The sequence below is a fragment of the Pseudomonas fortuita genome (genome assembly GCF_026898135.2).
In the GTDB taxonomy this organism is placed as follows: Bacteria; Pseudomonadota; Gammaproteobacteria; order Pseudomonadales; family Pseudomonadaceae; genus Aquipseudomonas; species Aquipseudomonas fortuita.
Genome location: NZ_CP114035.2, coordinates 2703642 through 2729938, shown reverse-complemented (window position 1 = coordinate 2729938; position 26297 = coordinate 2703642). Strand labels below are relative to the sequence as shown.

The 26297-nt window shown below is 60.2% G+C and carries 23 protein-coding genes and 1 pseudogene; 21 read left to right on the top strand and 3 right to left on the bottom strand.

The window, feature by feature from the left end; all coding sequences use genetic code 11:
* Nucleotides 1-15 precede the first annotated feature (15 nt).
* From OZ911_RS12560 to OZ911_RS12510, 11 genes are all read left to right on the top strand, one after another.
* Nucleotides 16-732, top strand: coding sequence for a DUF5983 family protein (locus OZ911_RS12560; protein ID WP_016488061.1), 717 nt, complete (start codon nt 16-18; stop codon nt 730-732).
* A 259-nt stretch (nt 733-991) separates the two neighbouring features.
* Nucleotides 992-1381 carry a PFGI-1 class ICE element type IV pilus protein PilL2 gene (gene pilL2 / locus OZ911_RS12555; protein ID WP_102082271.1) on the top strand — a complete coding sequence of 130 codons (390 nt, stop codon included), beginning with the start codon at nt 992-994 and terminating at the stop codon, nt 1379-1381.
* On the top strand, nt 1378-2046 hold the full coding sequence (locus OZ911_RS12550; protein ID WP_016488063.1) for a hypothetical protein: 669 nt from the start codon (nt 1378-1380) through the stop codon (nt 2044-2046). Before pilL2 ends, OZ911_RS12550 begins: the two co-directional genes overlap by 4 nt.
* A gap of 10 nt (nt 2047-2056) precedes the next feature.
* The gene (locus OZ911_RS12545; protein ID WP_016488064.1) at nt 2057-2773 is read left to right on the top strand and encodes a TIGR03759 family integrating conjugative element protein; all 717 of its coding nucleotides are present in this window, start codon (nt 2057-2059) and stop codon (nt 2771-2773) included.
* On the top strand, nt 2755-3309 hold the full coding sequence (locus OZ911_RS12540; protein ID WP_016488065.1) for a lysozyme family protein: 555 nt from the start codon (nt 2755-2757) through the stop codon (nt 3307-3309). Before OZ911_RS12545 ends, OZ911_RS12540 begins: the two co-directional genes overlap by 19 nt.
* Entirely contained in the window at nt 3306-3767 is a 462-nt protein-coding gene (locus tag OZ911_RS12535) for an integrating conjugative element protein (RefSeq protein WP_230849746.1), read from the top strand. The genes OZ911_RS12540 and OZ911_RS12535 overlap by 4 nt, the downstream gene beginning before the upstream one ends.
* Before the next feature lie 9 nt (nt 3768-3776).
* Nucleotides 3777-5903, top strand: coding sequence for a type IV conjugative transfer system coupling protein TraD (gene traD / locus OZ911_RS12530; protein WP_016488067.1), 2127 nt, complete (start codon nt 3777-3779; stop codon nt 5901-5903).
* A gap of 35 nt (nt 5904-5938) precedes the next feature.
* Nucleotides 5939-6667, top strand: a complete 729-nt coding sequence (locus OZ911_RS12525) for a TIGR03747 family integrating conjugative element membrane protein (protein WP_024717422.1) — start codon at nt 5939-5941, stop codon at nt 6665-6667.
* A 751-nt stretch (nt 6668-7418) separates the two neighbouring features.
* A complete protein-coding gene (locus tag OZ911_RS12520) occupies nt 7419-7922 on the top strand; it encodes a sigma-70 family RNA polymerase sigma factor (protein WP_016488069.1) in 504 nt (167 codons plus the stop codon).
* Between the two features lie 13 nt (nt 7923-7935).
* Nucleotides 7936-8904: a FecR domain-containing protein gene (locus OZ911_RS12515; RefSeq protein WP_016488070.1), complete on the top strand. Its 969-nt coding sequence runs from the start codon at nt 7936-7938 to the stop codon at nt 8902-8904.
* An 84-nt stretch (nt 8905-8988) separates the two neighbouring features.
* Nucleotides 8989-11442 carry a TonB-dependent siderophore receptor gene (locus OZ911_RS12510; RefSeq protein ID WP_016488071.1) on the top strand — a complete coding sequence of 818 codons (2454 nt, stop codon included), beginning with the start codon at nt 8989-8991 and terminating at the stop codon, nt 11440-11442.
* 247 nt (nt 11443-11689) lie between these two features.
* Here OZ911_RS12510 and OZ911_RS12505 read toward each other — a convergent pair.
* Nucleotides 11690-12967: pseudogene (locus OZ911_RS12505) on the bottom strand (DUF2254 domain-containing protein).
* 76 nt (nt 12968-13043) lie between these two features.
* Nucleotides 13044-14156, bottom strand: a complete 1113-nt coding sequence (locus OZ911_RS12500; RefSeq protein WP_016488074.1) for a mechanosensitive ion channel family protein — start codon at nt 14154-14156, stop codon at nt 13044-13046.
* A gap of 231 nt (nt 14157-14387) precedes the next feature.
* On the opposite strand from OZ911_RS12500, the gene OZ911_RS12495 reads away from it, so the two are divergent.
* From OZ911_RS12495 to OZ911_RS12480, 4 genes are all read left to right on the top strand, one after another.
* The gene (locus OZ911_RS12495; protein ID WP_016488075.1) at nt 14388-15842 is read left to right on the top strand and encodes a TrkH family potassium uptake protein; all 1455 of its coding nucleotides are present in this window, start codon (nt 14388-14390) and stop codon (nt 15840-15842) included.
* Between the two features lie 100 nt (nt 15843-15942).
* On the top strand, nt 15943-16893 hold the full coding sequence (locus OZ911_RS12490) for a TAXI family TRAP transporter solute-binding subunit (RefSeq protein WP_016488076.1): 951 nt from the start codon (nt 15943-15945) through the stop codon (nt 16891-16893).
* Nucleotides 16894-16922: 29 nt separating this feature from the next.
* Nucleotides 16923-18950 (top strand): TRAP transporter permease, encoded by a 2028-nt coding sequence (locus OZ911_RS12485; protein WP_016488077.1) that lies wholly within the window; start codon nt 16923-16925, stop codon nt 18948-18950.
* On the top strand, nt 18947-19363 hold the full coding sequence (locus tag OZ911_RS12480; RefSeq protein WP_016488078.1) for a DUF1850 domain-containing protein: 417 nt from the start codon (nt 18947-18949) through the stop codon (nt 19361-19363). The genes OZ911_RS12485 and OZ911_RS12480 overlap by 4 nt, the downstream gene beginning before the upstream one ends.
* Nucleotides 19364-19393: 30 nt before the next feature.
* Here the strand turns inward: OZ911_RS12480 and OZ911_RS12475 are convergent, their stop codons facing one another.
* On the bottom strand, nt 19394-21367 hold the full coding sequence (locus tag OZ911_RS12475; protein ID WP_016488079.1) for a BCCT family transporter: 1974 nt from the start codon (nt 21365-21367) through the stop codon (nt 19394-19396).
* A gap of 297 nt (nt 21368-21664) precedes the next feature.
* On the opposite strand from OZ911_RS12475, the gene nhaA reads away from it, so the two are divergent.
* From nhaA to OZ911_RS12445, 6 genes are all read left to right on the top strand, one after another.
* Nucleotides 21665-23026 carry a Na+/H+ antiporter NhaA gene (nhaA, locus tag OZ911_RS12470; RefSeq protein WP_024717420.1) on the top strand — a complete coding sequence of 454 codons (1362 nt, stop codon included), beginning with the start codon at nt 21665-21667 and terminating at the stop codon, nt 23024-23026.
* Between the two features lie 131 nt (nt 23027-23157).
* Nucleotides 23158-24516 (top strand): chloride channel protein, encoded by a 1359-nt coding sequence (locus OZ911_RS12465; protein WP_268968661.1) that lies wholly within the window; start codon nt 23158-23160, stop codon nt 24514-24516.
* A 196-nt stretch (nt 24517-24712) separates the two neighbouring features.
* Entirely contained in the window at nt 24713-25132 is a 420-nt protein-coding gene (locus tag OZ911_RS12460; RefSeq protein WP_016488082.1) for a helix-turn-helix domain-containing protein, read from the top strand.
* 209 nt (nt 25133-25341) lie between these two features.
* Nucleotides 25342-25677 (top strand): integrative conjugative element protein, RAQPRD family, encoded by a 336-nt coding sequence (locus OZ911_RS12455; protein ID WP_016488084.1) that lies wholly within the window; start codon nt 25342-25344, stop codon nt 25675-25677.
* A complete protein-coding gene (locus OZ911_RS12450) occupies nt 25664-25903 on the top strand; it encodes a TIGR03758 family integrating conjugative element protein (protein WP_016488085.1) in 240 nt (79 codons plus the stop codon). The genes OZ911_RS12455 and OZ911_RS12450 overlap by 14 nt, the downstream gene beginning before the upstream one ends.
* A gap of 15 nt (nt 25904-25918) precedes the next feature.
* A complete protein-coding gene (locus OZ911_RS12445; RefSeq protein WP_016488086.1) occupies nt 25919-26296 on the top strand; it encodes a TIGR03745 family integrating conjugative element membrane protein in 378 nt (125 codons plus the stop codon).
* Nucleotide 26297: the final 1 nt, after the last annotated feature.

Below are 26297 nucleotides of genomic sequence, written 5' to 3'. Positions count from 1 at the left end.
AATTGGAGCGCCATCATGCTCACCTCAACCCCCAACCCGTTTGCCCGCGGTTTTCATGCATTTGCCTGCAAGCGCGTGGTTCAGATCCACTACGACGACCAGTGCCCGCCCTGCTATCGCCCCTTGCACACCGCCCAGCTGGAGTTGAACGACGATCACATCAACTCTCAGGCCTGCGTGTTCGATGACGATTGCGCCGTCATCACGGAAGGCCAGGATGTCTCGGGTTTCCTTCGCATGCAGTTGCCCGCGGACAGCGTGGTCAGCACCGTGCTGTACCAGGTCACCGCCAAGCAGTTGAGTGGCTCGGTGCACCTCTGCGACCTTCCCACCCGGAAAGCTGCCGAACACCTGATGCAGCAGCTGTCCTTTGCCACCGGCCAGTACAGCCGCAGCTGGGAGATCAGCACATCTCACCTACCGGCCGACGAGTACGCCTACCTTCAGCAGCTTGCCCGCTCCGAACGACCGGCGGGCTTCTTTGAATGTTTCTCATTGGTCAGCAACCGCTCCGTCGGCTGCAAGCTGTACTCCACACCCTGGCACCGCAGCGCCCACGTGGAAGGTCCCGGTTGCTCAGCGGCGGACGTCTGCATCCGCCTGTTGGATGAACAGGTACCGCCGGTGTTGATGACCCTGTTGTTGCTGGCCGGCCAGGCCGACACGCGCTTCCTGGTGTTTGACCCTGATGCAGCCCCGCTGGCAGGACTGCCAGTGTTTGCTGACGATTGACCTAAGGCGCCCTGCTGGGCGCCTTTTTTATGGACTAAGCCTGATAACCCGGACGGGGAACTTCGGTTTTTCAGTGGGTGCACCTCGCGCGTGTTGCCAAGGTGTCGGCAACATCTGTCGAGACCTGCTCATGCACACGCCCGCACTTCCTTACCTTGTCCTGATGCTCGCGCTGGCGGGTTGCAACACGTCGCCTGCCATCACCCCATCGAAAGCGCCAGCCAAAGCCGTACCAGCTCCGGCCACCCCGTCCAAGCCGTTGTCAGAATCACCGGCGTGGGTCCGCCAGGACCGCTACACCCTGGTCAGCACGCGACCGACGCTGGAACAACGCCAGCCCTTATTCCAGCTCATCACCGTGCAGATTTCACCGGCGCTGCATGCGACGGTCGGTGATGCGTTGCGCCACGTGTTGCAGCGCTCGGGCTACTCGCTCTGCACCAACCGCGCCGAGGTCACGACCTTGTTCAGCCGCCCCCTGCCGGCCGTGCAGCACCAACTCGGGCCGATGGCGCTGCTGGACGCCTTGACCATCCTCGGCGGCCCGGCCTGGCGACTCATGATCGACCCGGTCGAACGCAGCGTGTGTTACGCCCTTCGCGCACCGGTGCCCGCCCCACCTCGCCCGCCCCTGGAGATCGCGCCATGAAGGTCCATCACTTTCAGGCCCTGGTGCTCGGGGCCCTGTGCCTCGGCGCCGCAGTACTCGCCGCCACGACCTACAACCACCAGCAGCAACTGGCCAGGCTCCTAGTCGCTGCGGAAAATGCGCCAGCCGATCCAGTACCGGCGCTGTGGCGGGACCTCGATGCACTCAGCGCCGACCTTGCGGCACTCCCAGCGCAAGTGAACGCGCTGGGCGAGCACCAGCGCCAGCAGGACGCGACCTTCGCGGCGTTGAGCAAACAGCTGGATGAGGTGAACGCTTCGCTCAAGTCCATTGAAGCGGTGCCGCTGGGTCCGACCAAGGCCGACCTGGCCGCGCTGGAACAGCGCATGGGCAACGCCGAAACCGCCGTCCACGCCCTCGAGGCTCGCCCGGTTGCGCCATCCACACAACCCCAGCCTGCAGCCCCCGCCAAACCGGCCGCCAAAACCCAAACCCCGACGCCGCCATTCACCTTGCTGGGTGTCGAGACCCGAGGCGACCTTCGGTTTGTCTCGGCTCAACCGGCCGGCGCGCATGCCCTGTCGACCGTCCACCTGCTGCAGCCCGGTGACAGCTTGAACGACTGGCAGCTTAAGGCCATTCGCCGGAACCAGGCCGTGTTCCAGGTGCCTGGCCTCGGCGAACGTTCGCTGCCCCTGCCATGACGAGGTGCATATGGTCCGTTTCATCAGTCTCTCGTTGCTCCTATTCCCCATCTGCCTGGTGTCGGGATCGGGATGGAGTGCCCCAGCCACGGTCGAAACGCAGCAGCAGTCCAGCGAGCAGGCCGCGCTGCAGCAAGCGCGATCTGCAGCACAGGCCAAGGCCTGGGGCCTGACCGACGACGAATGGTCCAAGTTCGAGCGCCTGCAGAGCGGTCCCCGTCAGTACTGGTCACCGCACCTCGATCCGCTGACCACCCTGGGCGTGGAAGCCGACTCGGACCAGGAGCGCCAGCGTTACGCCGAGCTGCAGGTGCGACTCGAAGCCAAACGTGCCGAGCGCGAACTGGCCTATCAAAAAGCCTACTCTGCTGCCTGGGGGCGGTTGTTCCCAGGGCTGCGGCCGGTACAGGGATTGAGCGATGCAATCCCTCCGTCGAGCAACCCGCGCTATGCGGTGTTTGTGGAAGATCCGTGTTCGACCTGTGAGGCCAGCCTCCGCCAATGGCTGAGCACGGGCGCCCACTTGGACATCTATCTGGTGGGCAGCCAGGGCGATGATGCGCGCATTCGCCAATGGGCGCGCAAGGTGGGCATTACCCCTGCCCAGGTTGGCAGCGGCCAGGTCACCCTCAATCATGACCGTGGCCGCTGGTTCGCCCTCGGCGCCAGCCGCACCTTGCCCGCGCGCTTTCAACAGGTGGAAGGGAAATGGCAGCGCGTCGATTGACCCTCGCCCTGACCCTGATGGGAGTGACGGCGGCCCAAGCAGGCGGCCTGCCTCCGCCGGCCTACCAGTTGGCCGCAGCCCAGGCCGGCATCCCGGCCTCGGTGTTGTTCGCCATTGCCCAGCAAGAGAGCGGCACACCGTTGCGTGGGCGGCTTCTGCCCTGGCCGTGGACCTTGAATGTGGCCGGTACGCCACAGCGCTTCGCCACCCGTGACCAGGCTTGCAGCGCACTCAAAGCGGCGCTCACCCGCCATGATCCCAAGCGCATCGATGTCGGCCTGGGCCAGATCAACCTGGGTTATCACCCGGAGCGCTATCCCACCGCCTGCGATGCCCTCGATCCGCGCGCCAACCTCGCCGTCACCGCCGATCTGTTGCGCGCGCACTACGCCGACGTCGGTGACTGGGTCATTGCCGCAGGCCACTATCACCGGCCTGCGGGAGGGCCCCCGGCGGCGCGCTACCGCACGCAGTTCAGCCTGCACTGGCAGCGCCTTGAAGCCGCCACGTCCAGCCGTGGAGGACCACGCTCATGATTGTCGTTCGCCGGGGCGCACTGATTTGCGGGTTGATGGGGTCGTTGGCTGCCGGGGCATGGCTTGGGCCAACGCCCCCTGTCATTGCCGCTGAGTCGGCTACGGCGGTCGAACGGCCCGATCCACGAACCCTGAACTGGGTCTTGCCGGTGCACAGCGCGCGCCTCACGCCGGGTGAGGTGCCCCGCAGAGCGCTGGATCTGCCCGGCATGGTCCCGCTGTTCCTGGTTGGGGCGGACGCCGCCTCGTTGGCGTGGCTGACGCAGCACGCGCCAGCGCTGAAGCGACTGGGCGCCAACGGCCTGGCTGTTGAAGTCGTTGATGCCGCAGCGCTGCAGCGTATCCAGGCGGTAGCGCCTGGTTTGGCCATCTGGCCGGTGAGTGGCGACGACATCGCCGAGCGGCTGGAACTGGAGCACTACCCGGTACTGATCACTCCGACCGGCATGGTACAGTGAGGTAGTGCCATGGGCGATCATGCGATGGAATCCCTGCTGCGCCCGGCAGTGGAGCTGTACACCGTAGGCATCTGTGCCGGTGCCGGCGCGCTGTGCCTGCATTCACCCTGGGCGGTGGCGCTGTCGCCGGAAGTTGGCGCCGGCATGGCCCTGGCCTATACCGCCTTCGGCCTCAAGCGCCTCAATGAGGCCCGCATTGTTTTGCGTTATCGACGCAACATCCGCCGCCTACCCCGCTACTCGCTGACCAGCCGACAGATCCCTATCAGCAGCAAGCGCCTGTTCATGGGCCGTGGTTTTCGCTGGAGCCGCCTGCACACCCAGCGTTTGCTCGAAGCGCAGGATCCCGCGCTGGCCCGCTACGTCAACCAGTCGGCCGCCTACCAGTGGGCCCGCCGCCTGGAGCATCTCCTGGAAAAAGCACCGCCAGGGCTCTCCATCTTGCCTTGGATAACCGCCTGGGACAGCCCACTCAACCCGGTACGACCACTGCCGCCCGTGGGTGGCTCCCCGCTGCTGCACGGCGTCGAGCCCAACGAACAGGAAGCCTCCTTGCCTTTGGGCGAGCGCGTGGGCCATACCCTGGTCCTGGGCACTACCCGGGTCGGCAAGACGCGCCTGGCCGAGGTCTACATCACCCAGGACATCCACCGGCCGAGCCAGGAAGTGGTGATCGTCTTCGACCCCAAAGGCGATGCCGACCTGCTCAAGCGCATGTACGTGGAAGCGCGACGCGCCGGCCGTGAGCACGAGTTCTACGTCTTCCATTTGGGCTGGCCGGAGATTTCCGCACGCTACAACGCCATCGGCCGTTTCGGTCGCATCTCGGAAGTCGCCACTCGGATTGCCGGCCAACTCAGCGGCGAAGGCAACTCGGCGGCGTTTCGCGAGTTCGCCTGGCGCTTCGTGAATATCATCGCCCGGGCGCTGATCGAGCTCGGCCGGCGCCCCGACTACCTGCAGATCCAGCGCCATGTGGTGAACATCGACGCGCTGTTCATTGAATATGCCCAGCACTTCTTCGCCCGCCATGACCCGCAGGCGTGGGAGACCATTGTGGATCTCGAAGCTCGGCTCAACGAGAAGAACGTGCCGCGGCACATGATTGGCCGCGAGAAACGCGTGGTCGCCATCGAGCAGTACCTGACTGCCAAGCGCCTTTTCGATCCAGTGATGGATGGCCTGCGCTCGGCGGTGCGCTACGACCGCACCTACTTCGACAAGATCGTCGCTTCGCTGCTGCCGCTGCTGGAAAAGCTCACCAGCGGCAAGACGGCGCAGTTGCTGGCCCCCAACTATGCCGACCTCGACGATCCACGGCCAATCTTCGACTGGCTGCAGGTCATCCGTAAACGCGGCATCGTCTACGTCGGCCTGGATGCACTGTCCGATGCCGAGGTCGCTGCCGCGGTCGGCAACTCGATGTTTGCCGACCTGGTCTCCGTGGCCGGGCATATCTACAAACACGGCATCGACCATGGCCTGCCGAGCTCCTCCAGAGCGGCCGAAAAGGTGCCCATCAACCTGCACGCCGACGAGTTCAACGAGCTGATGGGCGACGAGTTCATTCCGCTGATCAACAAGGGCGGTGGTGCCGGTATCCAGGTTACCGCGTACACCCAGACCTTGAGCGACATCGAGGCACGCATCGGCAGCCGGGCCAAAGCTGGCCAGGTGATCGGTAACTTCAACACCCTGCAGATACTCCGCGTGCGGGAAACCGCGACTGCCGAACTCCTGACCAATCAACTGCCCAGGGTCAATGTGCAGACGCGTACGCTGGTCTCCGGCGCTACCGACACGGCCGATCCCGATGCCCGTACCGACTTCACGTCGTCCTCGCAGGACCGGGTCACCACCACGGCCGTGCCGCTGATCGAACCCGCGCACATCATCGCCCTACCCAAGGGCCAGATGTTCTCGTTCCAAGAAGGCGGGCAGCTGTGGAAGGTTCGGATACCGCTGCCCAAACCCGCCAGCGACGACGCGATGCCAGCAGATCTGCAAGCGCTGGCTGCGCGCATGCGCGAGTCCTACAACGCCAATGCAGGGAGTTGGTGGAGCAGTGCCGGTGGCGCACCGACGGTCGATTTTGATCCAGAGATGCCACCACCCGGGCGTAAATACTCCTCGTGATCACCTGGCAGCCCACGACCACCTGGGAGCCTTCCATGCCTACTGCCCCAACCAACCCGACTCAAACACAACGACGACCGAGTCTGATCCTCGGCACGCTTGAGCTGTGCCTGCGATTGCTCGGCCTGCTGCTTGCTTCCCTGCTGTTCTCCATCCTGCTGGAGTTCGTAGGCATGCTATGGTTTTGGCCCGACCAAGGCTGGCATCACAGCCATGCCATGTGGCTCAGTGAACTTGGCTGGCTCAGCAGCCACTTTAGGAGCTCGCTCCTGGTGCAAGAGCCAGCACAAGCGGCCACGAAAATCCTCGAACGCCTAAACGATTGGGTTGTAGTCCGCTCAGGCTGGGCACAATCCGACATCCAGCTGAAATTGCTCAGTCGCGAGTCGTCGCTGCAAGGACAACTTGCTCAGGCGTATGTCGCTGGCCAGGATTACCTGCTGGCGGCTCTATTCACAGTTTTCACGTTCGTGGTGCGCTTGACTGTGCTCACTCTCGCAACGCCCCTTTTCTTACTCGCGGTAGTCACCGGACTGGTTGACGGGTTGATGCGTCGCGACCTCCGCAAGTTCGGGGCGGACAGGGAAAGCAGCTTCGTCTATCACCGAGCCAAGCGAACATTGCTGCCGTTGATGGTCAGCCCTTGGGTAATCTATCTATCGCTCCCTTGGTCGCTGAGCCCCAATTGGGTATTACTTCCATGTTCTGCGTTGCTGGGTTTTATGGTGGCCCTCACCGTTAGCACGTTCAAAAAATATCTTTGAATGCGAGCAATCGAAATCGCGCAGACACCCATACCACCGTTCTTATCATAACCCCTACGGCCAAAGAGCTCGCGGTACCATTGATAGCCGGGACTGGATATTAAACGACCTCACTACAACATCGAAGATCCTGTACGCAAAGTGGGGATCGTTCTTCAGGACTAAAGCTCTCTCTGCTCAGCTTTGCGCGTGCAGCCTCTGCAAGAGCTTTGGTCGGATAGGTTGGAACCAGTCTTATTTTTCTTAATTGTCATAAATATCGAAGCCGACCGAAATAGTTGCAGTATAACGCCAAACTGCTGAAAGAGCTTGCCCACTCTTTATTGGCATTGCGACAAACAATAACAAATTTGTTTGCATGCTCTGCACCTCTTCAGGCAGATAACTAAGTATTAGCCTGAGGATGGACAAGCGTCCATTCCTCGACTCAAGTCACTGACACGAAGACTCTCTACTGCAGATTATCTTCCTACTGAAATATCACTGCCGTTACAGGGTGGTTAATTATCCACACAATCTATTTAGAAATAGTTCTCACATCTCAGCTCTCATTAATTTGATCTGTAAGCCGACATCCCTCTACAAATTAAAGACTTACCCCCAAGCCTATGAGCTTGACTTTACATGTCATAACTGATGCTGCCATCAGGCTTCTGGCATCGCCGCCGTGGAAGGGAGAAGCCAGCCAATCGGTAGAAATTATCAGTTGCCTATGATAATAATTATATTTTCAAGCTAGTGCTCATTCATCATGTCAACGACTGACGGTGCTACCTCAACGGAATTTCACACCCTATATGTCAATCACCATGGTTGGTTGCAAGGGTGGCTGAGACGCAAGCTGGGCTGCTGCGCCAGCGCCGCAGACCTTACGCAGGACACGTTCGTACGCCTGCTGGCCAAGCATGAACCGATACAGATTCGCGATTCGCGCGCCGTTTTGGTGACCGTTGCGCGCAGCGTCTTAAGCAACCACTTCCGCCGGCAGAAGCTGGAGCGCGCCTACCTTGAAGTGCTTGCCAGCGTCCCTGAGCAATTGATGCCTTCGCTGGAAGAGCAGGCGATCCTGTTGCAGACCTTGCAGGAACTCGACCGTCTGATGGACGGGCTGGAAGTCCCGGTGCGTCAGGCCTTCCTCTGGTCCCAGCTTGACGGCATGGCGCATGCCGAGATTGCCGAGCGGCTCGGCGTATCGGTAACCACCGTCAAGCGCTACATCATCAAGGCCGGTGTGCAATGTTGCTTCGCCGAATGAGCAGGTGCCAGCCATGACCGCCAGAATCGCCCCGGCCATCGCTGAGCAGGCCGTGGAGTGGATGATCGAACTGCAGGCACCGTCGGTCTCGGCCGGTACGGTCGAGCAGTGGCAGCGTTGGTTGCATCAGCACCCTGAACACGCCCGTGCCTGGCAGCGCGTCGAGTCGTTTGCCGAGCGGCTGTCGGGTCTGGCCAATCATGCCCCCATCGCGCATGCCGCGCTGACCGCCACGCCCACGAGCAACCTGGACCGGCGCAGCGCACTCAAGGTACTGGTGCTCGCGGTGGCCAGCGGAACGCTGGCGTGGAATGGTCGTAATACTGCGCTGTGGCAGAACCTGAACGCTGACTATCACAGCGGTGTAGGCGAGCAGCGCAATGTCGTGTTGGCCGATGGCAGCCAGTTGCTGCTCAACACCGATAGCGCGGTCGACGTCAGATTTGACCAGGCCGGGCGCGATTTGCGGCTGCTGCGTGGTGAAATTCAAGTGAACGTGGTCGCGGCTCCTGCGCTGCGACCGTTCCGGGCGCAGACCGGGCAGGGCTGGGTTGAAGCTGCACAGGGGCGTTTTCTGCTGCGTCAGGAGTCGGGCTACAGCCGACTCGCGGTACGCGATGGCGTCGTCAGGTTGTACCCCGAACGCCTGGCCGGCATCAGCGTGCAGGCCGGGCAACAGCTAATGTTCACGCGCGACCAGGTCGGTCCGTTGCGCACGCTGAGCGAGGCTGACAGGGCCTGGACCGACGGCATGCTGATGGCCAGTGACATGCCGTTGGAGCAGTTCCTCCAGGAGCTTGGGCGTTATCGTCGTGGCCATCTGGGCTGCGCCCGCAGTCTTGCCGGCGTGCGCGTCGCGGGCACTTACCCGCTGGCCGACACGGACCGGATTCTGCAGACACTTGGGGTTTCGCTGGGTGCCGAGGTTCGCCGTTTCACCCCTTACTGGGTGACGCTGGAGCCGAAAAACATCCAGGTTTGAAAATAAATCGCGAAAAGGGTGGTCTGTTTGCCGCACTCGCGAGACTCCACCAGAAAGACCTCGATCATTCTTGTGGAGCACGGCATGAATCACCCCCTTCGCCTTCGGGCGCTGACCTTCGCCATGGCCAGCAGCCTGGTCCCCTCGCTTGCTGGTGTCGGCTTGCTGTCGGGTGCCGGTATCGTCAGTGCGGCGTCTACCAACCGCAGCTACGACATACCCGCTGGCACCTTGCGCGATGTGCTCAATCGCTTTGGTCACGAAAGCAAACTGCTGCTGTCGTACCCTGCCGATCAGGTGGCGGGCCTGCACAGCCAAGGCCTTCGCGGTGACTACAGTGTCGAGGCCGGTCTGGCCGTGCTGCTTTCGGGTACTGGCTTGACGGCGATAGCGCTGCCCAATGGCAGCTACACCCTGCAGCACCAAGCAGGCGTGGAGGGCGGTATGACGCTTCCGGTCTCGACCATCAGCGGCCGCGCCGAGCAGAGTATTACCGGCCCCATCGACGGTATCGTCGCCAACCGCTCCTCGGTCGGCACCAAGACCAATGCCGCCATCAGTGAAGTGCCGCAGTCGATCTCGGTGATCACCCGCGACGAGATGAACAAGCGCGGCGTGCAGGACTTCAACAGCGCCGTCGCCTACACCCCGGGCATTCGCGCGATCGATTACGTGGGCGGACAGGGCGCGCCGGATATCTACATGCGCGGTTTCCGTTCGTTCAACCTGTTCGGGGTGTACAGGGACGGCCTGCGCAGCGGCTTCAACCAGTACGACACCGACTTCGAAACCTACGGCCTGGAACGCATCGATGTGATCAAGGGCCCGGCGTCGGTGCTGTACGGCCAAATGGCGCCTGGCGGCATGGTCAACCTGACCAGCAAGCGGCCCACCGACGAAGCCATTCACGAAATCCAGGTTCAGGGCGGCAGCTTCGATCGCCAGCAGACGGCGCTGGATCTCGGTGGTCGACTGGATGACGAGGGCAAATTCAGCTATCGCCTGGTGGCGCTCAAGCGTGACAGCGGTACCCAGGTCGATCATTCGCCGGACGACCGTACCTATATCGCTCCGTCGCTGACCTGGAAGCCTGACGAGGACACCAGCGTCACGCTCCTGGCCAGCTACCTGAAGACCCGCAAGGGTGGCGCCGAACAGAGCTTCCCGGTGAACGGTACGCTGACCAACACGCCCTTCGGCCACATCCCGTCGAGTACTTACCTGGGCGATCCGCACGTGAGCAAGAACGAGGTGGGGAACACCTCGCTCGGCTACCTCTTCGAGCGCCAGCTGAACGACGACTGGAAATTCACCCAGAACGCCCGCTACATGAAGGTCGACGTCGACTACATCAGCAACGGTGCTCGCAACAGCGGCCAACTGGGTGCCGACGGCCGGACTTACACCTTCGGCTACCAGAAACGCCCGAAGAAAACCGATACGTTCCTGCTCGACAATAACCTGGGCGGCCACTTCGACACCGGCGCCATTGGCCACGATGTGCTGGTGGGCTTCGACTACGGCCATTATTCGGGCCGTGAATCGCGCCGGGGCGTTGCCGCCAACCAGACCGTCGATATCTTCGACCCGGTCTACAATGCCAGCCCGACCTGGAACAGCACGTTGCAGACTGACGGCAAGAGCGTCGTGTCGCAAAAAGGCCTGTACGCCCAGGACATGCTCAGCCTGAACCAGTGGCGCCTGACCTTGGGCGGGCGCAAGGACTGGGTCGAGGGGCGCGAGTACAGCTACCTGAACGACACCCGCAGCGTACAGAAGGACCACAAGTTCACCGGTCGCGTGGGCCTGGCCTATCTGTTCGACAACGGCATCACCCCCTACGCCAGCTACAGCACCTCCTTCCAGCCGACCTCGGGTACGGCTCAGGATGGCAGCTACTTCAAGCCCACCGAGGGGGAGCAGTACGAAGTCGGTATCAAGTACGAGCCGCCTGGCTACAACAGCTTCATCACCCTCTCGGCTTATGACTTGACCCAGAAGAATGTCACCACCACCGACCCGACCAACCCCAGCTTTCAGGTGCAGACCGGCGAGCAGCGCTCGCGTGGCATCGAACTCGAAGGCAAGGCCGAGCTGAGCCGCGGCCTGGACCTGATCGCTTCGTACGCCTACGTCGACGCCGAGGTGACCAAGGCCAATCCCGTGGGCACTGGCGCCGCCGCCTACAGCCTTGAGGGCAACGTGCCGATCTCGGTGCCCCGCAACACCGCCTCGCTGTGGCTTGACTACACCGTGCAGGCCGGCCCGCTGGAGGGGCTGGGCATGGGTGTCGGGCAGCGTTATGTCGGGTCCTCGTACAACGCCAAGAACACTGTCAAAGTCCCTCATTACACCCTCACCGACGCCAGCGTGCGCTATGACCTGGCGCACCTGAGAGAGGACCTTCAAGGGGTTTCGGTGGACCTGAGCGCAAGCAACCTGTTCGACAAGCGCTATTTCACCCCGGGGTTCTATGAGCAAACCGTATTCTACGGGAACCGCCGTACAGTGATTGGCAGCCTGACTTTCCGGTGGTGACCTGAAATGCAACAGGGTTAAAAGTTGCCCCGAGATGGAAACGGATATGGAGAGCTAGCTTGCCAGTACCGGGCGCAGCCAACGTTGACTGCGCCATGTAAGATACACCGTGCGTTAAACACCAATATGGATGCACGGGAAGGCCGCCGAGGCTAATACTCGACACAAGCCGTGTTGCAGATGCGGGACGAGCTTCTCATCAGGAAGAAAGCTGTAACCCGTCCAGTCGAGCCTACACATTTCAAGGCTAACACTTGGCATGAAACGGCTCAGCCAGTTTGACCAACTGCGCATTTTCCGCCTCAAGCACGAGCGCGGCATGGGCAAGAAAGAGCAGCCGCTCTGCATGCCTGCTCGCACTGCCTTCAAACAGCCGTGGATTGATTTGAGCCAGGCTCAACAACGCCTTGAGCAGTCGTATATTCACCTCCTGCAGCGCCGCCCCGTCTCGAGCGATCGGCCCGAAGAAATCATCGAACAAATCCTCGACCACAATACCGTGCAGATAAACTTGGGCACAGTCTCCATGAGACGGAGCCAGCGCCTGAGGCCGCCCCCAGTGCGACAAGCACCTGACACCTCGACCGATGACATCGATCGCAGTGCCGGGGTCATTGACTGCAGGCGACAACGCTCTGGAAGCGATCTCGGACAGCACTGACAGGCCGAAGCGCGGGTCATGCTCGAACGTCCGACGGGTGCCCACCGTAATGGCTGCATGTACGTCAAGCTCGAAGGCCGCCACCCCTCGTACGTCCTGGCCGGGTTGCGCCACGACGGTCGCAAGCGGTGCTCCTGGGTAGACGAATGTGCCAGGCAACACATCCATATAGATCATAACGTTGTGCCGCTGGGTGATGGCTGCCAAAGCCTCCACATCAATGTGCTGAACGTAACCGGTTCGATGACTGACCAAACGCTGGGCAGCAGGAGGGAAAACCATGCCTGGCGGGTATGCAGAGCCCCCCAGGTAAGGCCATTTGGCCCGATGCTAGATAGCCTCTATCGCAGCCCTCTCGACGCGGTCGATAGTCTCACCTACACGCCCGAGCCTGGAGAGGTGATCGATCCAGCGCAGCAAGGTATAAACGATCAGGATGACAACTGCGATGGTTACCGCGAACAGCAAGACACGCCCTTGATCACCATAGACGCCCGTACTTAAAGCAATCAGCCCGACCAGGCTGAACAGGAACGAGCCGATAAACGTGGCAAGCGCATTGTGCGTGGTCGTATCCTCCATCACCAGCGTCGTGGCACGAGGCGTTACCCCCGTGCTGGCCGCACCATATGCCGCCACCATGGTACTCAAGGAAAAGATGGTGACCGCCAACATGCTGGAGGCAATGATGCCGAGGATCTTGTCAACAGCGTCCGCGCCTATCCGAGCGGGCAAGGACGCAGGAATGAAGTCTTTTAACACCACCGCAATCAAGGCTGTCGCCACGCCGAGCAGCGAAAACAAAGTCGCCCGGAACCATAGTCGCTTAGTGACTCGAACAGCGATCCAACGCCAGCGCGCCATCATCCGTAGGCCCGCCTGGCAGCCCACGCCGTCAGCGCGCTCAGTTTCCCGCCCCCACCGTCATTGAATCTGCCCATCAACCTCGCCCATAACCGTGGCTACCACGCTGCTGCACCGGCGTATCGGCCTGCTCTGGTAAAGCCGTGACCTTGATGGAGCGCACCGGCAACGCGAACCTGGCGCCAATTCGGGAAAAACACTCAAGCAGCCGGAAATTGATAGCCTGCTGAATATCCATATACAGGTTGTAGCCAGGATCCTGAACGATGTAAACGCATTCGAACTCCAACGCCTCCTTTCCAAAGCCACGCAGGTGGGCACGATCGAAGCGTACCTGGTCCTGAGACTTGATGATCTCTTCCACGATGACGGGCGCTTTTTTCACAGCCTCAGTGGGGGTGTCGTAGGACAGGCCGAATTCGAAGACGATGCGCCGCTCCTGAAGACGCTTGTAGTTCTGTATGGTGCTGCTGATCATGCTCGCATTGGCCATGACGATCTGCTCACCCCCCAGGCTGCGAATACGGGTCGTTTTCAGCCCCACGTGCTCAACTGTCCCCGCCAATGGCCCAATCACGATGAAGTCTCCCACCTCGAACGGCTTATCGACGGCGATTGACAGCGAAGCGAAAAGATCGCCGAGAATATTCTGTACTGCCAGTGCTACAGCGATGCCGCCCACCCCCAAGCTGGCAACGAAGGCGGTAATGTTCACGCCCAGGTTGGACAACATCGCCAGCACGACTACCGACCACAACAGTACGCGTGCCCCCCAAGCCGACAAGGTCGCTAGTGCACTGCCTTGATAGAGCCCCTGCCCGCCATGGCGCGAGAAATAATGGACCAGCCCCAGGGCAATGGCGCGATTGAGCCACAAGCCAATCTGCAGTGCGGCGACCACAAACCACAAACTGCTGACCCTGGTCAGCCATCGTTCTGGCAAATCGAGCATCCCCAGCCCCACCAGCAACGAAGCCAGCAGCAACAGGAGGTTGCTGGTACCTGCCAGAACCTTTACCAATACCTGACCGACGCTCCCAACAGCGCTGACCCGGCGTTGCATGAAGCCGATTGCAGCCCGTGACACCGTGAATGTGATTGCAGCAACACCTAGCGCCAGCAACAGGTTGAGCACCGATATGCCGAAAACCGTATTGCCTGTGATCAAATCAATGATGCGCTCGTACATGAGTGAAAGCCTCCTGATTTCGTCGAATGAGCGGGATCTGTTCTGTCTCTGACGGCAAGCTGGCCTCAGAGGTCGATCGGATCTTCCCGCTAGCGCGCTGGCCTGTCTCTTTCTCCCGCGCCGCGCTAGCCAAGGGATTACCATTGAGCTCTGGGCCTTTACGGTTTTTTTACTCGACATCGCCGTTACGCCGTCGATACTGCCCGGCATCACACCTATGAGTTTTTTTCGATGCCACTCCCTGCACTGCGTTTCATCGGCTTCATCATCGGCGTGTTCCTGATCACCTTGTCCATCAGCATGGTCATACCTATGACGACTTTGCTGGTGTATGGGCGCAACGACGATCTTGGAGCGTTCGCCTGGTCGAGCCTGATTGCCCTGTGCGCGGGGCTCTCGTTGATCGCCAGGGGGCTTCCTGATGCGCCGCAGATACGGTCCAGGGACATGTATCTGCTCACAACCGCGAGCTGGGTCGTGGTATGTGCCTTCGCAGCCTTGCCCATGGTGTTCATTCGGCACATCAGCTATACGGATGCGTTCTTCGAGACCATGTCGGGCATCACGACAACCGGCTCCACGGTATTGACCGGCCTTGACAGTGCGTCACCCGGGTTGCTGATCTGGCGCTCTCTGCTCCATTGGCTTGGGGGAATCGGCTTCATCGGTATGGCTGTGGCTGTGCTGCCACTGTTGCGTGTAGGTGGCATGCGTCTTTTCCAGACCGAGTCCTCTGACTGGTCGGACAAGGTCACGCCACGCTCGCATGTTGCGGCGAAGATGATCCTTGTGATTTACCTGGGACTTACCGCCTTCGCCACCCTGGCCCTATGGCTCGCCGGTATGACCCCATTCGAAGCCATCAATCATTCGATGTCATTGATTTCGACGGGCGGCTTCTCGACCTCGGATGCGTCACTCGGGCATTGGACGCAGCCTGCGGTGCATTGGGTAGCCGTCGTGATCATGATTCTCGGCAGTCTGCCCTTCACACTGTATGTGGCGACATTGCGGGGCCATCGTCGCGCCCTGATCAAGGACCATCAGGTACAGGGATTTCTGGGTTTTCTCGTGGTTGCGTGGATCTTGGTGGGTAGTTGGTTGTGTTGGCACAGCGGTCTGTCATGGTGGGATGCCTTACGAATCGTTGCGGTCAATGTCACGTCAGTGGTTACCACAACGGGTATCGCGGTTGGTGACTACACGCTGTGGGGCAGCTTTTCCGTACTGTTGTTTTTCTACCTGACGTTCATCGGAGGGTGCTCAGGATCTACGGCCGGCGGCTTGAAAATTTTCCGTTTCCAAGTGGCTGCATCGTTGCTGATCAGCAGCCTGAAGCAGTTGATTCACCCTCGGGCGACAATCTCGAAGAAATACAATGGCCACCCCATTGACGAGGAGATCGTGCGTTCGCTACTGACCTTTTCGTTCTTCTTCTCCATCACGATTGCAGTAATTGCCCTGCTACTGTCCCTGATCGGGCTCGACTGGACCACTGCCTTGAGTGCTGCGGCCACGGCCGTGTGCAACGTCGGTCCAGGCCTGGGCACGGTGATTGGACCAGCCGGCAACTTTGCCTCGCTGCCCGACTCGGCGAAATGGTTGTTGACCCTCGGCATGCTCCTGGGTCGCCTTGAAATCCTCACCGTATTGGTGCTCGTGGCACCTGCATTTTGGCGGTTCTAGGCATTTACAGCGACCGGTTCAGGGCCAAAAGATGGGCAAGCACGGCAGATTCGATCTAGGTTTATGCGCAGGATAAAAACAACAACTGGAGAACGACACCATGAACCGAGCCCTTCGCCTGGCATTGGCCGGCACTGTTTTAGCCGCTTGCGCCACAGCCCAGGCTGCACCCACCTTCATCAATATCCTTACAGGGGGAACCAGCGGCGTCTACTATCCCGTCGGCGTCGGTATCTCGCAGATCTACAGCCATGAGATCGAAGGCAGCAAGACTACAGTTCAGGCCACCAAGGCATCGGTAGAAAATCTCAACTTGCTGCAAGCTGGCCGCGGTGAACTGGCATTCGCCTTGGGCGACTCGGTGGCAGATGCCTGGAAAGGTGACGCCGAGGCCGGTTTCAAGGCCCCGCTGAAGAAACTCCGGGCCATTGCCGGAACGTACCCCAATTACATCCAGATCGTCGCCAGCCAGGAATCGGGGATCAAATCGCTTGAGGACCTCAAGGGTAAGCGCATTTCGGTCGGAGCACCTAAATCAGGCACGGAGCTCAACGCACGGGCCATCTTCAGGGCAGCGGGGCTCACTTACCAGGATATGGGCAAGGTCGAATACCTGCCTTACGCAGAGTCCGTCGAACTGATCAAGAATCGTCAGTTGGATGCCACTCTGCAGTCTTCGGGCCTCGGCCAGGCAGCTATCCGTGACCTGGCGGCGACACTGCCGGTGGTGTTCGTGCCCATCCCGGCCGACGTCGTGAAGAAAATCGGCAATTCCGCTTACCAAGCGGCCACCATTCCGGCCAATTCCTATGACGGCCAAGGGATGGAAGTGCCAACGGTAGCCATCACCAACATTCTGGTCACCCGGGCGGACCTGAGCGACGACCTGGCCTACCAGATGACCAAATCGATCTTCGAGAATCTGCCACGCTTGGTCACATCTCATGCGGCAGCGAAAGATATCCAAGCTGAGAATGCAGCCAAGAATTTGCCGATCCCGCTCCACCCTGGCGCTGAACGCTATTTCAAAGAGAAAAACCTGCTCCCCTGATCCTTTGTCGCGCAAAGTGGGAGCACTCCATGAGCGAATCGTCGCACGGCCTTCACGCCAGTACCGACCGCTGGCCCGCAACTCTATTCGCGGTGGCGTTGGCGTTTTCAATCTTTCAGGTCGCCACCGCGGCCTACCCACTCATCTCCACCCAGGTATTGCGATCGGTGCACGTGGGCTTCCTGCTGTTGGTCGTATTCCTAAGCTACCCGGTAGTCGGTCACCACCGGCCTTGGCAACCGCTTGCCTGGCTATTGGGGATTGCAGGAATGACGACGGCCGCCTATCAGTGGTACTTCGAAGGCGACCTTATTCAACGCTCAGGCGAGTTGATCAGCAGCGATCTGATCGTCGGCCTATTACTGATCGGCCTGGTTTTCGAAGCCGCACGAAGAGTCATGGGCGTTGCGCTTCCGTTTATCTGCGCCCTGTTTCTGGCCTACGGGCTCCTAGGCCAGTACCTGCCCGGTGACCTTGCGCACCGAGGCTACGGCGTTGACCAGATTGTCAACCAACTGTCCTTCGGTACCGAGGGGCTGTATGGCACCCCTACCTATGTTTCAGCCACGTACATCTACCTGTTCATCCTCTTTGGGGCGTTTCTGGAGCAGGCGGGCATGATCCGCCTGTTCACCGACTTTGCCATGGGCCTGTTTGGTCACCGTAGCGGTGGCCCGGCGAAAGTCGCGGTATTTTCCTCGGCGCTGATGGGAACTATCACCGGCTCCGGAGTGGCCAACGTGGTGACTACCGGGCAGTTCACCATTCCGCTGATGAAGCGTTTTGGCTACAAGCCGGCGTTTGCCGGGGGCGTCGAAGCGACCTCCAGCATGGGCAGCCAACTGATGCCACCGGTCATGGGTGCGGTCGCTTTCATCATGGCGGAAACCATCAACGTGCCCTACGCCGAAGTGGCCAAAGCTGCGCTCATCCCTGCCTTGCTGTATTTCGGCTCGATTTACTGGATGGTTCACCTGGAGGCTAAACGCAGCCACCTGCATGGCCTGCCCCGCGAAGAATGCCCCAGTGCCTGGGACGCGTTGCGCCAACGCTGGTTCTTGCTCGTGCCACTGGTGATATTGGTCGCGCTGCTGTTCTCGGGGCGTACGCCCCTTTATTCAGGCATGGTTGGCCTGGCCCTGACAGCTATCGTCATCCTGGGCTCGGCCATCATCCTGCGCGCTCAGGGCACCTGGCTACGCGCGGCCTTTTGGGTCGCATTGGGACTACTGTGCTCGGGCTTCTTCCGCATGGGCATCGGCGTCATCCTGCTGGTGATCGCGGCGCTTGCCCTCGCCTGCGTCTTCGTGCAAGGCGCAAGGGCCACCCTTAGCGGCTTTGTAATGGCGCTGGCGGAGGGGGCGCGGCATGCCGTACCGGTGGGCATTGCCTGCGCGCTGGTGGGGGTCATTATCGGCGTCATTTCCCTGACCGGACTTGCCACGACCTTTGCGGGGTACATCCTTGATCTCGGCCGCGACAACCTGTTCCTGTCACTGCTCTTGACCATGCTGACGTGCCTGGTGCTAGGCATGGGCATTCCCACCATCCCCAACTACATCATTACCAGTTCCATCGCCGCCCCCGCCCTGCTGGAGCTCGGTGTGCCACTGATCGTTTCGCACATGTTCGTGTTCTATTTCGGCATTCTGGCTGACCTCACCCCGCCGGTCGCGCTGGCGTGCTTCGCGGCCGCCCCCATTGCCAAGGAAAAAGGGTTACTGATCAGCTTCTGGGCGGTCCGCATTGCCCTGGCTGGTTTCGTCGTGCCATTCATGGCGGTCTACGACCCTGCGTTGATGCTGCAGGGCGACAGTCTCAGCGCCACCTCGTACATGGTGATCAAGGCCGTGTTTGCTGTTGCGCTATGGGGCTGCGCATCGATTGGCCACTTCCGTATGTCCATGACCTGGTGGGAGCGTCTACTGGCCTTCGTCGCAGGTGTATGCCTGATCCTGGCCTTGCCCGTCAGTGATGAAGTCGGGTTCGCCCTGGGTATTGCGGTATTGGGCTGGCACGTTTGGCGGAGTCGCACGACAGCCGAGCAAAGGGTATGAATGGTCTCTGCCTTGGGCTCGCCGGCGTGGTTTGGGCCAGCCTGCCCATTGAGCACTTCACCCTGGCTTGGCAGCACAGCATCGAGAAAATCCGCTGGGAAGAGGATTACCAGGTCGGCGCCAGCGGGCTGGTACTCATGGAGGCCCGCGTACGCGGCAGCGGCGCTGGCATGGAAATACCCGATGACGCCACGTTGCGAGATGGCACATGGCACTACCACCGCCAACTGCCGCCTCTGAACCCCTTGCATGCCGGGCGCACACCCGAAGCCGGAGACTATGAGCTGTGCTTTCAGGGCCATTGCCAGCCACTTGCAAACTGGCTAGGTCCACCTTCCAGGGACGTTGCCGCCGTTGACTTCTGGCCCTGCCGGCTTTCAATGCCCGCTAACGAGCGCTCTGCACTGCCCTGACGCCTTGTGCAGCGCAATACACCCCCAGTCTCAACTCACCACATGAAGGTAATGCAGGTGACGCTCGTATTGATCGAGGATATCGCCGATCACATCGTCACGACTCCAACCCATGATGTCATAGTCCTGGCCTCCTTCACGCAAATGCACCTCAGCCCGGAAATACTTGCGACCATCGGTTCCGTCTTCCGTATCACGCATGACGAAGCTAGGTGTGTTGAAAGCACGCGGACGGACTTCGTAGAGAAAGCGCCCTTCCCCAGCGTGTGAAAGCTCGAGGGTGACGCGGCCATCATCCCGCTCATTCACCGCGACGTCGTAGCCTTGCTTGCGCAACTCAAGTGCAACCTCTTCACAGGCCGGCTTGACCACCTCGGCAATAAAGCGCGTGACATGGGCGCGGCGCGGCATCATGGCAATATTGCGCAGCCGGCGCTGCCAGCCGCCTTGGTGCTGCCGGGTATGCCGAGTACCTGGAAGGGCCTGATTACGCAAGCCGCGACGGGTAGCATCCAGGCTCAAGGCCTTGAACAATCCCCAGATGGCAATCAACAGAATGGCGGCGAACGGCAACGCGCTGGCGATGGTGGCGGTCTGCAAGGCTTTGAGGCCGTTAGCCAAGAGCAACGCAATGGCAACAGCACCGATGCTGAGCGACCAGAAAATCCGTTGCCACAATGGGGAATGGCCTTGGCCGGAGGACGCGAGCATATCGACTACCAAGGCCCCCGAGTCTGCCGAGGTTACGAAGAACACCACCACCATCAGTACCGCGATCAGCGAGATCACCGTGGAAAACGGGAAGTGTTCAAGGAACGCGAATAACGCCAATGAGCTGTCTTGGCCAACGACAGTGGCCAAGTCCTTCACCCCATCGTTGAGGATCATGTGGATAGCCGAATCACCAAATACCGTCATCCACAGCAACGTAAAACCGGCCGGAACGAACAACACGCCACACACGAACTCACGGATGGTACGTCCACGCGAAATGCGAGCGATGAACAGCCCTACAAAAGGCGACCAAGACAACCACCAGCCCCAATACAGCAACGTCCACCCACCAATCCAGTCAGTCGGTTCATAGGCGTAGAGGTTGAAGGTCTTGTTGACGATGTCCGAAAGGTAAGCGCCGGTATTCTGTACATAAGCCTGCAGCAGGAACACGGTAGGCCCCAAGATCAGGACGAACAACATCAATATCACTGCCAGACTCAAATTGAGCTCGGACAGGATGCGAATGCCTTTATCCAGCCCACTGGCCACCGAAAGCGTTGCCAACCCACACGTGGCTGCAATGAGAATGACCTGAACCGTCGGGCTGACCGGCAGACCGAACACATGGTGAAAGCCGCTGTTGATCTGCAGTACCCCATACCCCAGCGAGGTCGCGACGCCGAACACCGTGCCGAGGATGGCGAAGATATCGACCGCATGACCAATCGGGCCGTAGATGCGTTCACCGATCAATGGGTAAAGTGCCGAGCGCAGGGTCAGCGGCAGCCCATTGCGGAAGCTGAAGTAAGCCAGAATCAATGCAACAATGGCGTAGATCGCCCAAGCATGCAGCCCCCAGTGGAAAAACGTGATCTTCATGGCTTCGCGTGCCGCCGCGACCGTGCCAGGGTCACCCACTGGAGGGGTGGTGAAATGCATCACCGGCTCCGCCACACCGAAGAACATCAAGCCGATGCCCATGCCGGCGGAAAACAACATGGCGAACCAGCTGCTCTTCCGGTAATCCGGCTCACTGTGATCGGGCCCTAACTTAATATCACCGTAACGACTGACGGCCAGGAACACCACACTGATCAAGACCAGCGCCACGGTAAGGATGTAAAACCAACTGGCATTGGTAATGATCCAGGTCTGGACGTGTTCGAACAGCGCCTGCGCATGCGCTTGGAATGCTGTGGCGTACAGCACGAGAAGAAAGATCAAAACCGCGCTGGTATAGAAAACGGGGGGATTGAGGGTGCTCCTGGGTTTCGGGGCTGCAGTCATTGCGGCAGTTCTCCTTGTAAGGCGATGAGCACAGGGGGCGAGCACGGCGACTTGGTCCAAGACTAGCAGCCCATGCAGTGCCTGATGGCGGCCCCTCCCCGCTCGAAGTTGACTTTAGACCCTACCCCCGCCGCAAAAAAATCTCAAATACCCACCATTTGAACCACTGACCGCTAATTGAGCATTCATCTGACCGCGATGATTGGGTAGACTGCCATCGGGTGCTAGCTGCACGGCGCAGTGAGGCAGGTTAAACAACAACGCTGGTCGGGCCGCCATGCGGGAGCCATTGCGCCTATGCCCCAGAAAGAATTACCTCGAGCCCAGGAATTGGCCGAACGGGCCTTTGCCAACTTTGAACGCTTTCTTCATATCGAAGCCGTCAGCGGCATTGTCCTTCTCGTGGCCGCACTCGCCGCGCTGGTCTGGGCGAATTCCCCGGCGGCGGAAAGTTATGAGCATCTTTGGCACACCCCGCTGACACTCGGCATCGGTTCGGTGATCTACGCCAAATCCCTGCATTTCTGGATCAACGATGGCTTGATGACCATCTTCTTCCTGGTCGTAGGCATGGAGATCCGTCGTGAGATTCATGAAGGCGCACTCGCCAGCCTGCGCCAAGCTGCTTTACCGATGGCGGCGGCAATCGGCGGTGTGGCCGTCCCTGCGCTCATTTACCTTGGTTTTGGCCATGCCCCCCAGGAACAACAAGGCTGGGCCGTGCCAACAGCCACCGACATCGCTTTTGCCGTGGGTGTACTGGCACTGCTGGGCAAATCGATTCCTTCCAATGTCCGCGTCTTCTTGCTCGCCCTGGCGATAATCGATGACATTATCGCAGTGCTGATCATCGCCCTATTCTACTCTGGCGGCCTCGATTACAGCGGCTTCGCGGTGGCTGCGGTTGGGCTGCTGCTGGTCATGGGATTGCAGAAAATCGGCGTGGGTAGTGCATGGGCCTACATCCTCCCGGGCGCCATTACCTGGCTGGGTATGCTGATGACCGGTGCTCACCCGACGCTTGCCGGTGTTGTGCTAGGTCTGATGACTCCAGTAACGGCGATGCCCATGCGCGAGCGTCCGCTGGATGCTGTCAGCCGTTTTACCAGCGAGCTGCTGGGCAATGCCAAGGCACCCGAGAAGGATGCCAGCGATCTGATGGACCCGTTGAAACGTCTGCGCTCAGCGCAACGCGAACTGGTACCTCCGGTAGTACGCATACAAGGCCTGCTGCACCCTTGGGTGGCATTTGGCATCATGCCGTTGTTCGCCTTGGCCAACGCTGGGGTGAGCCTGTCGGGCGCTGACCTTTCCGCCGAAACATCACGCTGGGTAATGATGGCAGTGGCCGCCGCCCTGATCGCAGGCAAACCGTTGGGAATCGTCAGCGTCAGCTGGTTGATGGTCCGATTGGGCTGGTGTGCACTCCCGGCCGAAGTCAACTGGCGGGGCATCATGTTGATCGGTCTTTTGGCAGGCATAGGCTTTACCATGTCGATCTTCATTGCCAACCTTGCATTCGTCGATCCTGCAGCGCTCGGCGCCGCCAAATTGGGGGTGCTGTCCGCTTCTGTCATCGCCGCAGCGCTGGGTTTGACGTGGGGTGTAATCGCCATGCGCAACCGTTCTTCAACTGGCGAGGTCCGGTCGACGTCATAACAAAACGGCGGATGTCTGGCAGATGCGAGATGACTCGCCTGCCAGACTGTGCGTGAGTACCACCTCGGTCGGGTATGCCCGCTCGACAAATCACGCCATACTCTCTGTCTGTTCCCATCACATGACAAACAATGGCCGATTTGAAAACCGCCACCCCTTCTTCCAGCACTTCATACTGGCGAGAATGGCGACAACGCCTGGCATTCTGGATCGGCGCACTTCTGGTCGGGCTGACGGCGTTGGCATTCGCGTGGCTGGCCGACGCCGCGTTCGCGTCGTTCAGGTGCTTGCTTGAATGGGCGCCTTGGTCCCCGTTGCTGATCACGCCCTTCGGTTTCGCGCTGCTGGCGTGGCTGACACAGCGCTGGTTTGAAAATGCCAAAGGCAGCGGCATTCCCCAAGTCATCGCCGCCCTTGAAATGCCCTCCCGCCGTTTACGAGCCAGATTGCTTTCACTGCCAGTCGCCGCTGCACGCATGAGCCTGACCCTCGGTGCACTCCTAGTTGGGGGCTCGGTAGGACGGGAAGGCCCAACCGTTCATATCGGGGCCGCCGTTTTGTATGCCTTCGGCCGCCAGCTGGGCCTACATGGGCGACGCACGATCGCTGGACTGATCCTCGCCGGCGGCGCCGCAGGCATTGCCGCAGCCTTCAACACGCCATTGGCCGGGGTGGTCTTTGCCATTGAGGAATTGAGCCGCACGTTTGAGCAACGTTTCAGCGGACTGGTGCTAACGGCAGTGCTGATTGGCGGCGTCGTGACACTGGGCCTGATGGGACACTACGCCTACTTTGGCGAAATCGGTGGACGGATGCCAACTGGATGGGGTTGGAGCGTGGTCCCTGCATGCGCAGCACTGGGCGGGTTGCTGGGAGGTTTTTACGCGAAGCTGGTGCTGCCCACCGATCACGGCATCCTCGGCCGTGTCTGCGGGCTGCGCAGTCGATATCCAGTCCGTTTCGCGGCCCTCTGCGGCTTTACTCTAGCAATACTGGGGTTGGTTTCCGGCAATCACGTGTTCGGTACCGGATATGAAGAAACGCGCGCCCTGCTTGGGGCACAACCCGTCACCGATCCAAGTTTTTTGCTGTGGAAATTTCTGGCCAACGTCGTGTCCTACCTCTCCGGTATTCCTGGCGGGCTGTTTTCACCTTCGCTGAGCATAGGCGCGGCGTTCGCGCCACTGCTGTCGTTGATACCCGATGTTGACCCGCAAGCATGTGCATTGCTGGGTATGGGGGCCTATCTGGCCGGCGTGACACGCTCACCGCTCACTGCCTCCGTCATAGTCCTCGAACTGACCCACAGCCCCGACCTTGCCATACCCATGCTCGCGACCACACTGATGGCTACCGCCATCTCGGGCTGGATTTCACCTGTCTCGCTCTACCATGCACTCGCGCGACAAATTATCGACAAACTGCACGCGTCCGGACGAGAATCGAACGACGGCACCGTTACGCAAATTCAGCTTAACGAAAAACCGTGAATCGCGTAGACATGACGCTGTAACCGGGGGGCGACTTCAATTGCTCACCCAAGTAGTTCAATGACGCAGGTTGTTGAGGGCCGATCTGCCACAAGCCAAGAATGCTCGTTGCAACGGTCGCGTCCAGTCATTTGCGCCAATCAACGTCGATGAGACGACAAGGTCGCTATACCTGCCTTATGTCTTAGGTAACTCAATGACACTAAAGTCATCGTTCGCTAACGTGCTTCGAGTACTACGCAGTCACCGCAACATCACCCAACGCGGATTTGCCGACACGACCAGCCGCACCTACTTGTCCAAGCTCGAATCCGGTAGATCGAGCCTCACGCTGGACAAACTTGAGAAGCTTAGCGAGCGATTGGAAGTGAGTCCCTTGACGCTGGTGGCTTTGACGCTGAGCGAGGATACAGGGCAGACGGCAAATGAGCTGATCGTCAGGACTAGGAGCGAGATTCGAGCACTTGAGTCAGAGGGTCGAATTCCTGGACTACAGGCCACACTGGGGGATGATCTAGCTGAGACTGCTTTGCCGGCCAACTCACGCAATCCCCGAACGAAAATGCCTTCGCGCGCACCGTGCGCACTTCAGGCGGAGCTGTCATTCTCCGAGTAATGCCTGGCTAGCCGTTCAGGTGCTCGCTGCAGCACTCGTAAGACCTCAGCACCAGCAGGTTCTCATCCTCCCTCAATGCCTTAACTTCAGGCTCACCCCGCTCCCTGCCCAACCTCGCCAGAAAACGAAACGCCGAGAATCCTTTTAACTCGTGCGTCAACTCCCCCGCGCAGTAATGGTGACGACCAGAGACCGCTCTGGAGCCCGCCATGAGGACATATGCCTTCCCGTCGCTTTTGATTTGTCTGGCAGCACTTCCGGCTGTCGCACAGGAAAGTCGCGAGCGCTCAGATCTGGGACTCGTGCAACGACAGTTCACTGCCATCGAACAGTTGGCCGATCGTGCCGAAAGCGGCTCAGACGACGCCGCAGGAACGCGCTATCGCTTCGACTATCCGAGGTTTACGGCGGACCTCGAACGAATACGTGAAGGCATCCATAAATACTTGTCGCCCTCCCGCGCTCAGCCAGCTGACCAGGTCGAAATGACCGGTCAGTATCGAGTTGATGCGCCTCACTCGAGCCCCTCCGATGAGCATGACTGACGCTCAACTCAGCGCGTTCTCGGCCGTGGCCGGCTTTGCCCCGCAACTCAGTTCGGTGCTGTGGCGCTCCTCGGTGCTGGTGTTGGCGTTGCTCTGGTGCACCTGGGCACTGTGGACCGGCTACCGCGGTTGGGCGGCCGGCAATCTCAATTTCGGTGCGCTCGGCGGCAGCACGCTGCGTCTGGCCCTAGCCCTGATCGTGCTGATGTTTTTCATGCTGTCGTAGTCTGGAGACCCTGCCATGAAACTCTCCCGTCACTGCCTCCTTCCGCTGCTCCGGCTGCGAGCTATCTATACAAAAGCCCTGTTCGGCGGCTCGGTGTTGCTGAGCTCGACGCTGGCCAGGGCTGATCTGCCGACCATGGAAGCCCCCTCCCGCGGCGAGGGCTCAGGCCTGATCGACACCATCAAGAACTACGCCTATGACGGCGGCATCCTGCTCGGTCTGTTGATCGCCACCCTCGCCTTCCTGGGCGTGGCTTGGCATTCGCTCACCGTCTACGCCGACGTGCAAAACCAGCGCAAGACCTGGAAGGACCTCGGCGCCGTGGTCGGCGTCGGCGCGCTGCTGGTGGTGGTGATCCTGTGGTTCCTCACCAAAGCTGCGACGATCCTGTGAG

What these genes read in the sequence shown, in the direction of transcription:
- OZ911_RS12560 (WP_016488061.1), top strand. Translation starts at nt 16, where the DNA reads ATGCTCACCTCAACCCCCAACCCGTTTGCCCGCGGTTTTCATGCATTT.
- OZ911_RS12550 (WP_016488063.1), top strand. Translation starts at nt 1,378, where the DNA reads ATGAAGGTCCATCACTTTCAGGCCCTGGTGCTCGGGGCCCTGTGCCTC.
- OZ911_RS12545 (WP_016488064.1), top strand. Translation starts at nt 2,057, where the DNA reads ATGGTCCGTTTCATCAGTCTCTCGTTGCTCCTATTCCCCATCTGCCTG.
- OZ911_RS12540 (WP_016488065.1), top strand. Translation starts at nt 2,755, where the DNA reads ATGGCAGCGCGTCGATTGACCCTCGCCCTGACCCTGATGGGAGTGACG.
- OZ911_RS12535 (WP_230849746.1), top strand. Translation starts at nt 3,306, where the DNA reads ATGATTGTCGTTCGCCGGGGCGCACTGATTTGCGGGTTGATGGGGTCG.
- traD (WP_016488067.1), top strand. Translation starts at nt 3,777, where the DNA reads ATGGGCGATCATGCGATGGAATCCCTGCTGCGCCCGGCAGTGGAGCTG.
- OZ911_RS12525 (WP_024717422.1), top strand. Translation starts at nt 5,939, where the DNA reads ATGCCTACTGCCCCAACCAACCCGACTCAAACACAACGACGACCGAGT.
- OZ911_RS12520 (WP_016488069.1), top strand. Translation starts at nt 7,419, where the DNA reads ATGTCAACGACTGACGGTGCTACCTCAACGGAATTTCACACCCTATAT.
- OZ911_RS12515 (WP_016488070.1), top strand. Translation starts at nt 7,936, where the DNA reads ATGACCGCCAGAATCGCCCCGGCCATCGCTGAGCAGGCCGTGGAGTGG.
- OZ911_RS12510 (WP_016488071.1), top strand. Translation starts at nt 8,989, where the DNA reads ATGAATCACCCCCTTCGCCTTCGGGCGCTGACCTTCGCCATGGCCAGC.
- OZ911_RS12500 (WP_016488074.1), bottom strand. Translation starts at nt 14,156, where the DNA reads ATGTACGAGCGCATCATTGATTTGATCACAGGCAATACGGTTTTCGGC.
- OZ911_RS12495 (WP_016488075.1), top strand. Translation starts at nt 14,388, where the DNA reads ATGCCACTCCCTGCACTGCGTTTCATCGGCTTCATCATCGGCGTGTTC.
- OZ911_RS12490 (WP_016488076.1), top strand. Translation starts at nt 15,943, where the DNA reads ATGAACCGAGCCCTTCGCCTGGCATTGGCCGGCACTGTTTTAGCCGCT.
- OZ911_RS12485 (WP_016488077.1), top strand. Translation starts at nt 16,923, where the DNA reads ATGAGCGAATCGTCGCACGGCCTTCACGCCAGTACCGACCGCTGGCCC.
- OZ911_RS12480 (WP_016488078.1), top strand. Translation starts at nt 18,947, where the DNA reads ATGAATGGTCTCTGCCTTGGGCTCGCCGGCGTGGTTTGGGCCAGCCTG.
- OZ911_RS12475 (WP_016488079.1), bottom strand. Translation starts at nt 21,367, where the DNA reads ATGACTGCAGCCCCGAAACCCAGGAGCACCCTCAATCCCCCCGTTTTC.
- nhaA (WP_024717420.1), top strand. Translation starts at nt 21,665, where the DNA reads ATGCCCCAGAAAGAATTACCTCGAGCCCAGGAATTGGCCGAACGGGCC.
- OZ911_RS12465 (WP_268968661.1), top strand. Translation starts at nt 23,158, where the DNA reads ATGGCCGATTTGAAAACCGCCACCCCTTCTTCCAGCACTTCATACTGG.
- OZ911_RS12460 (WP_016488082.1), top strand. Translation starts at nt 24,713, where the DNA reads ATGACACTAAAGTCATCGTTCGCTAACGTGCTTCGAGTACTACGCAGT.
- OZ911_RS12455 (WP_016488084.1), top strand. Translation starts at nt 25,342, where the DNA reads ATGAGGACATATGCCTTCCCGTCGCTTTTGATTTGTCTGGCAGCACTT.
- OZ911_RS12450 (WP_016488085.1), top strand. Translation starts at nt 25,664, where the DNA reads ATGAGCATGACTGACGCTCAACTCAGCGCGTTCTCGGCCGTGGCCGGC.
- OZ911_RS12445 (WP_016488086.1), top strand. Translation starts at nt 25,919, where the DNA reads ATGAAACTCTCCCGTCACTGCCTCCTTCCGCTGCTCCGGCTGCGAGCT.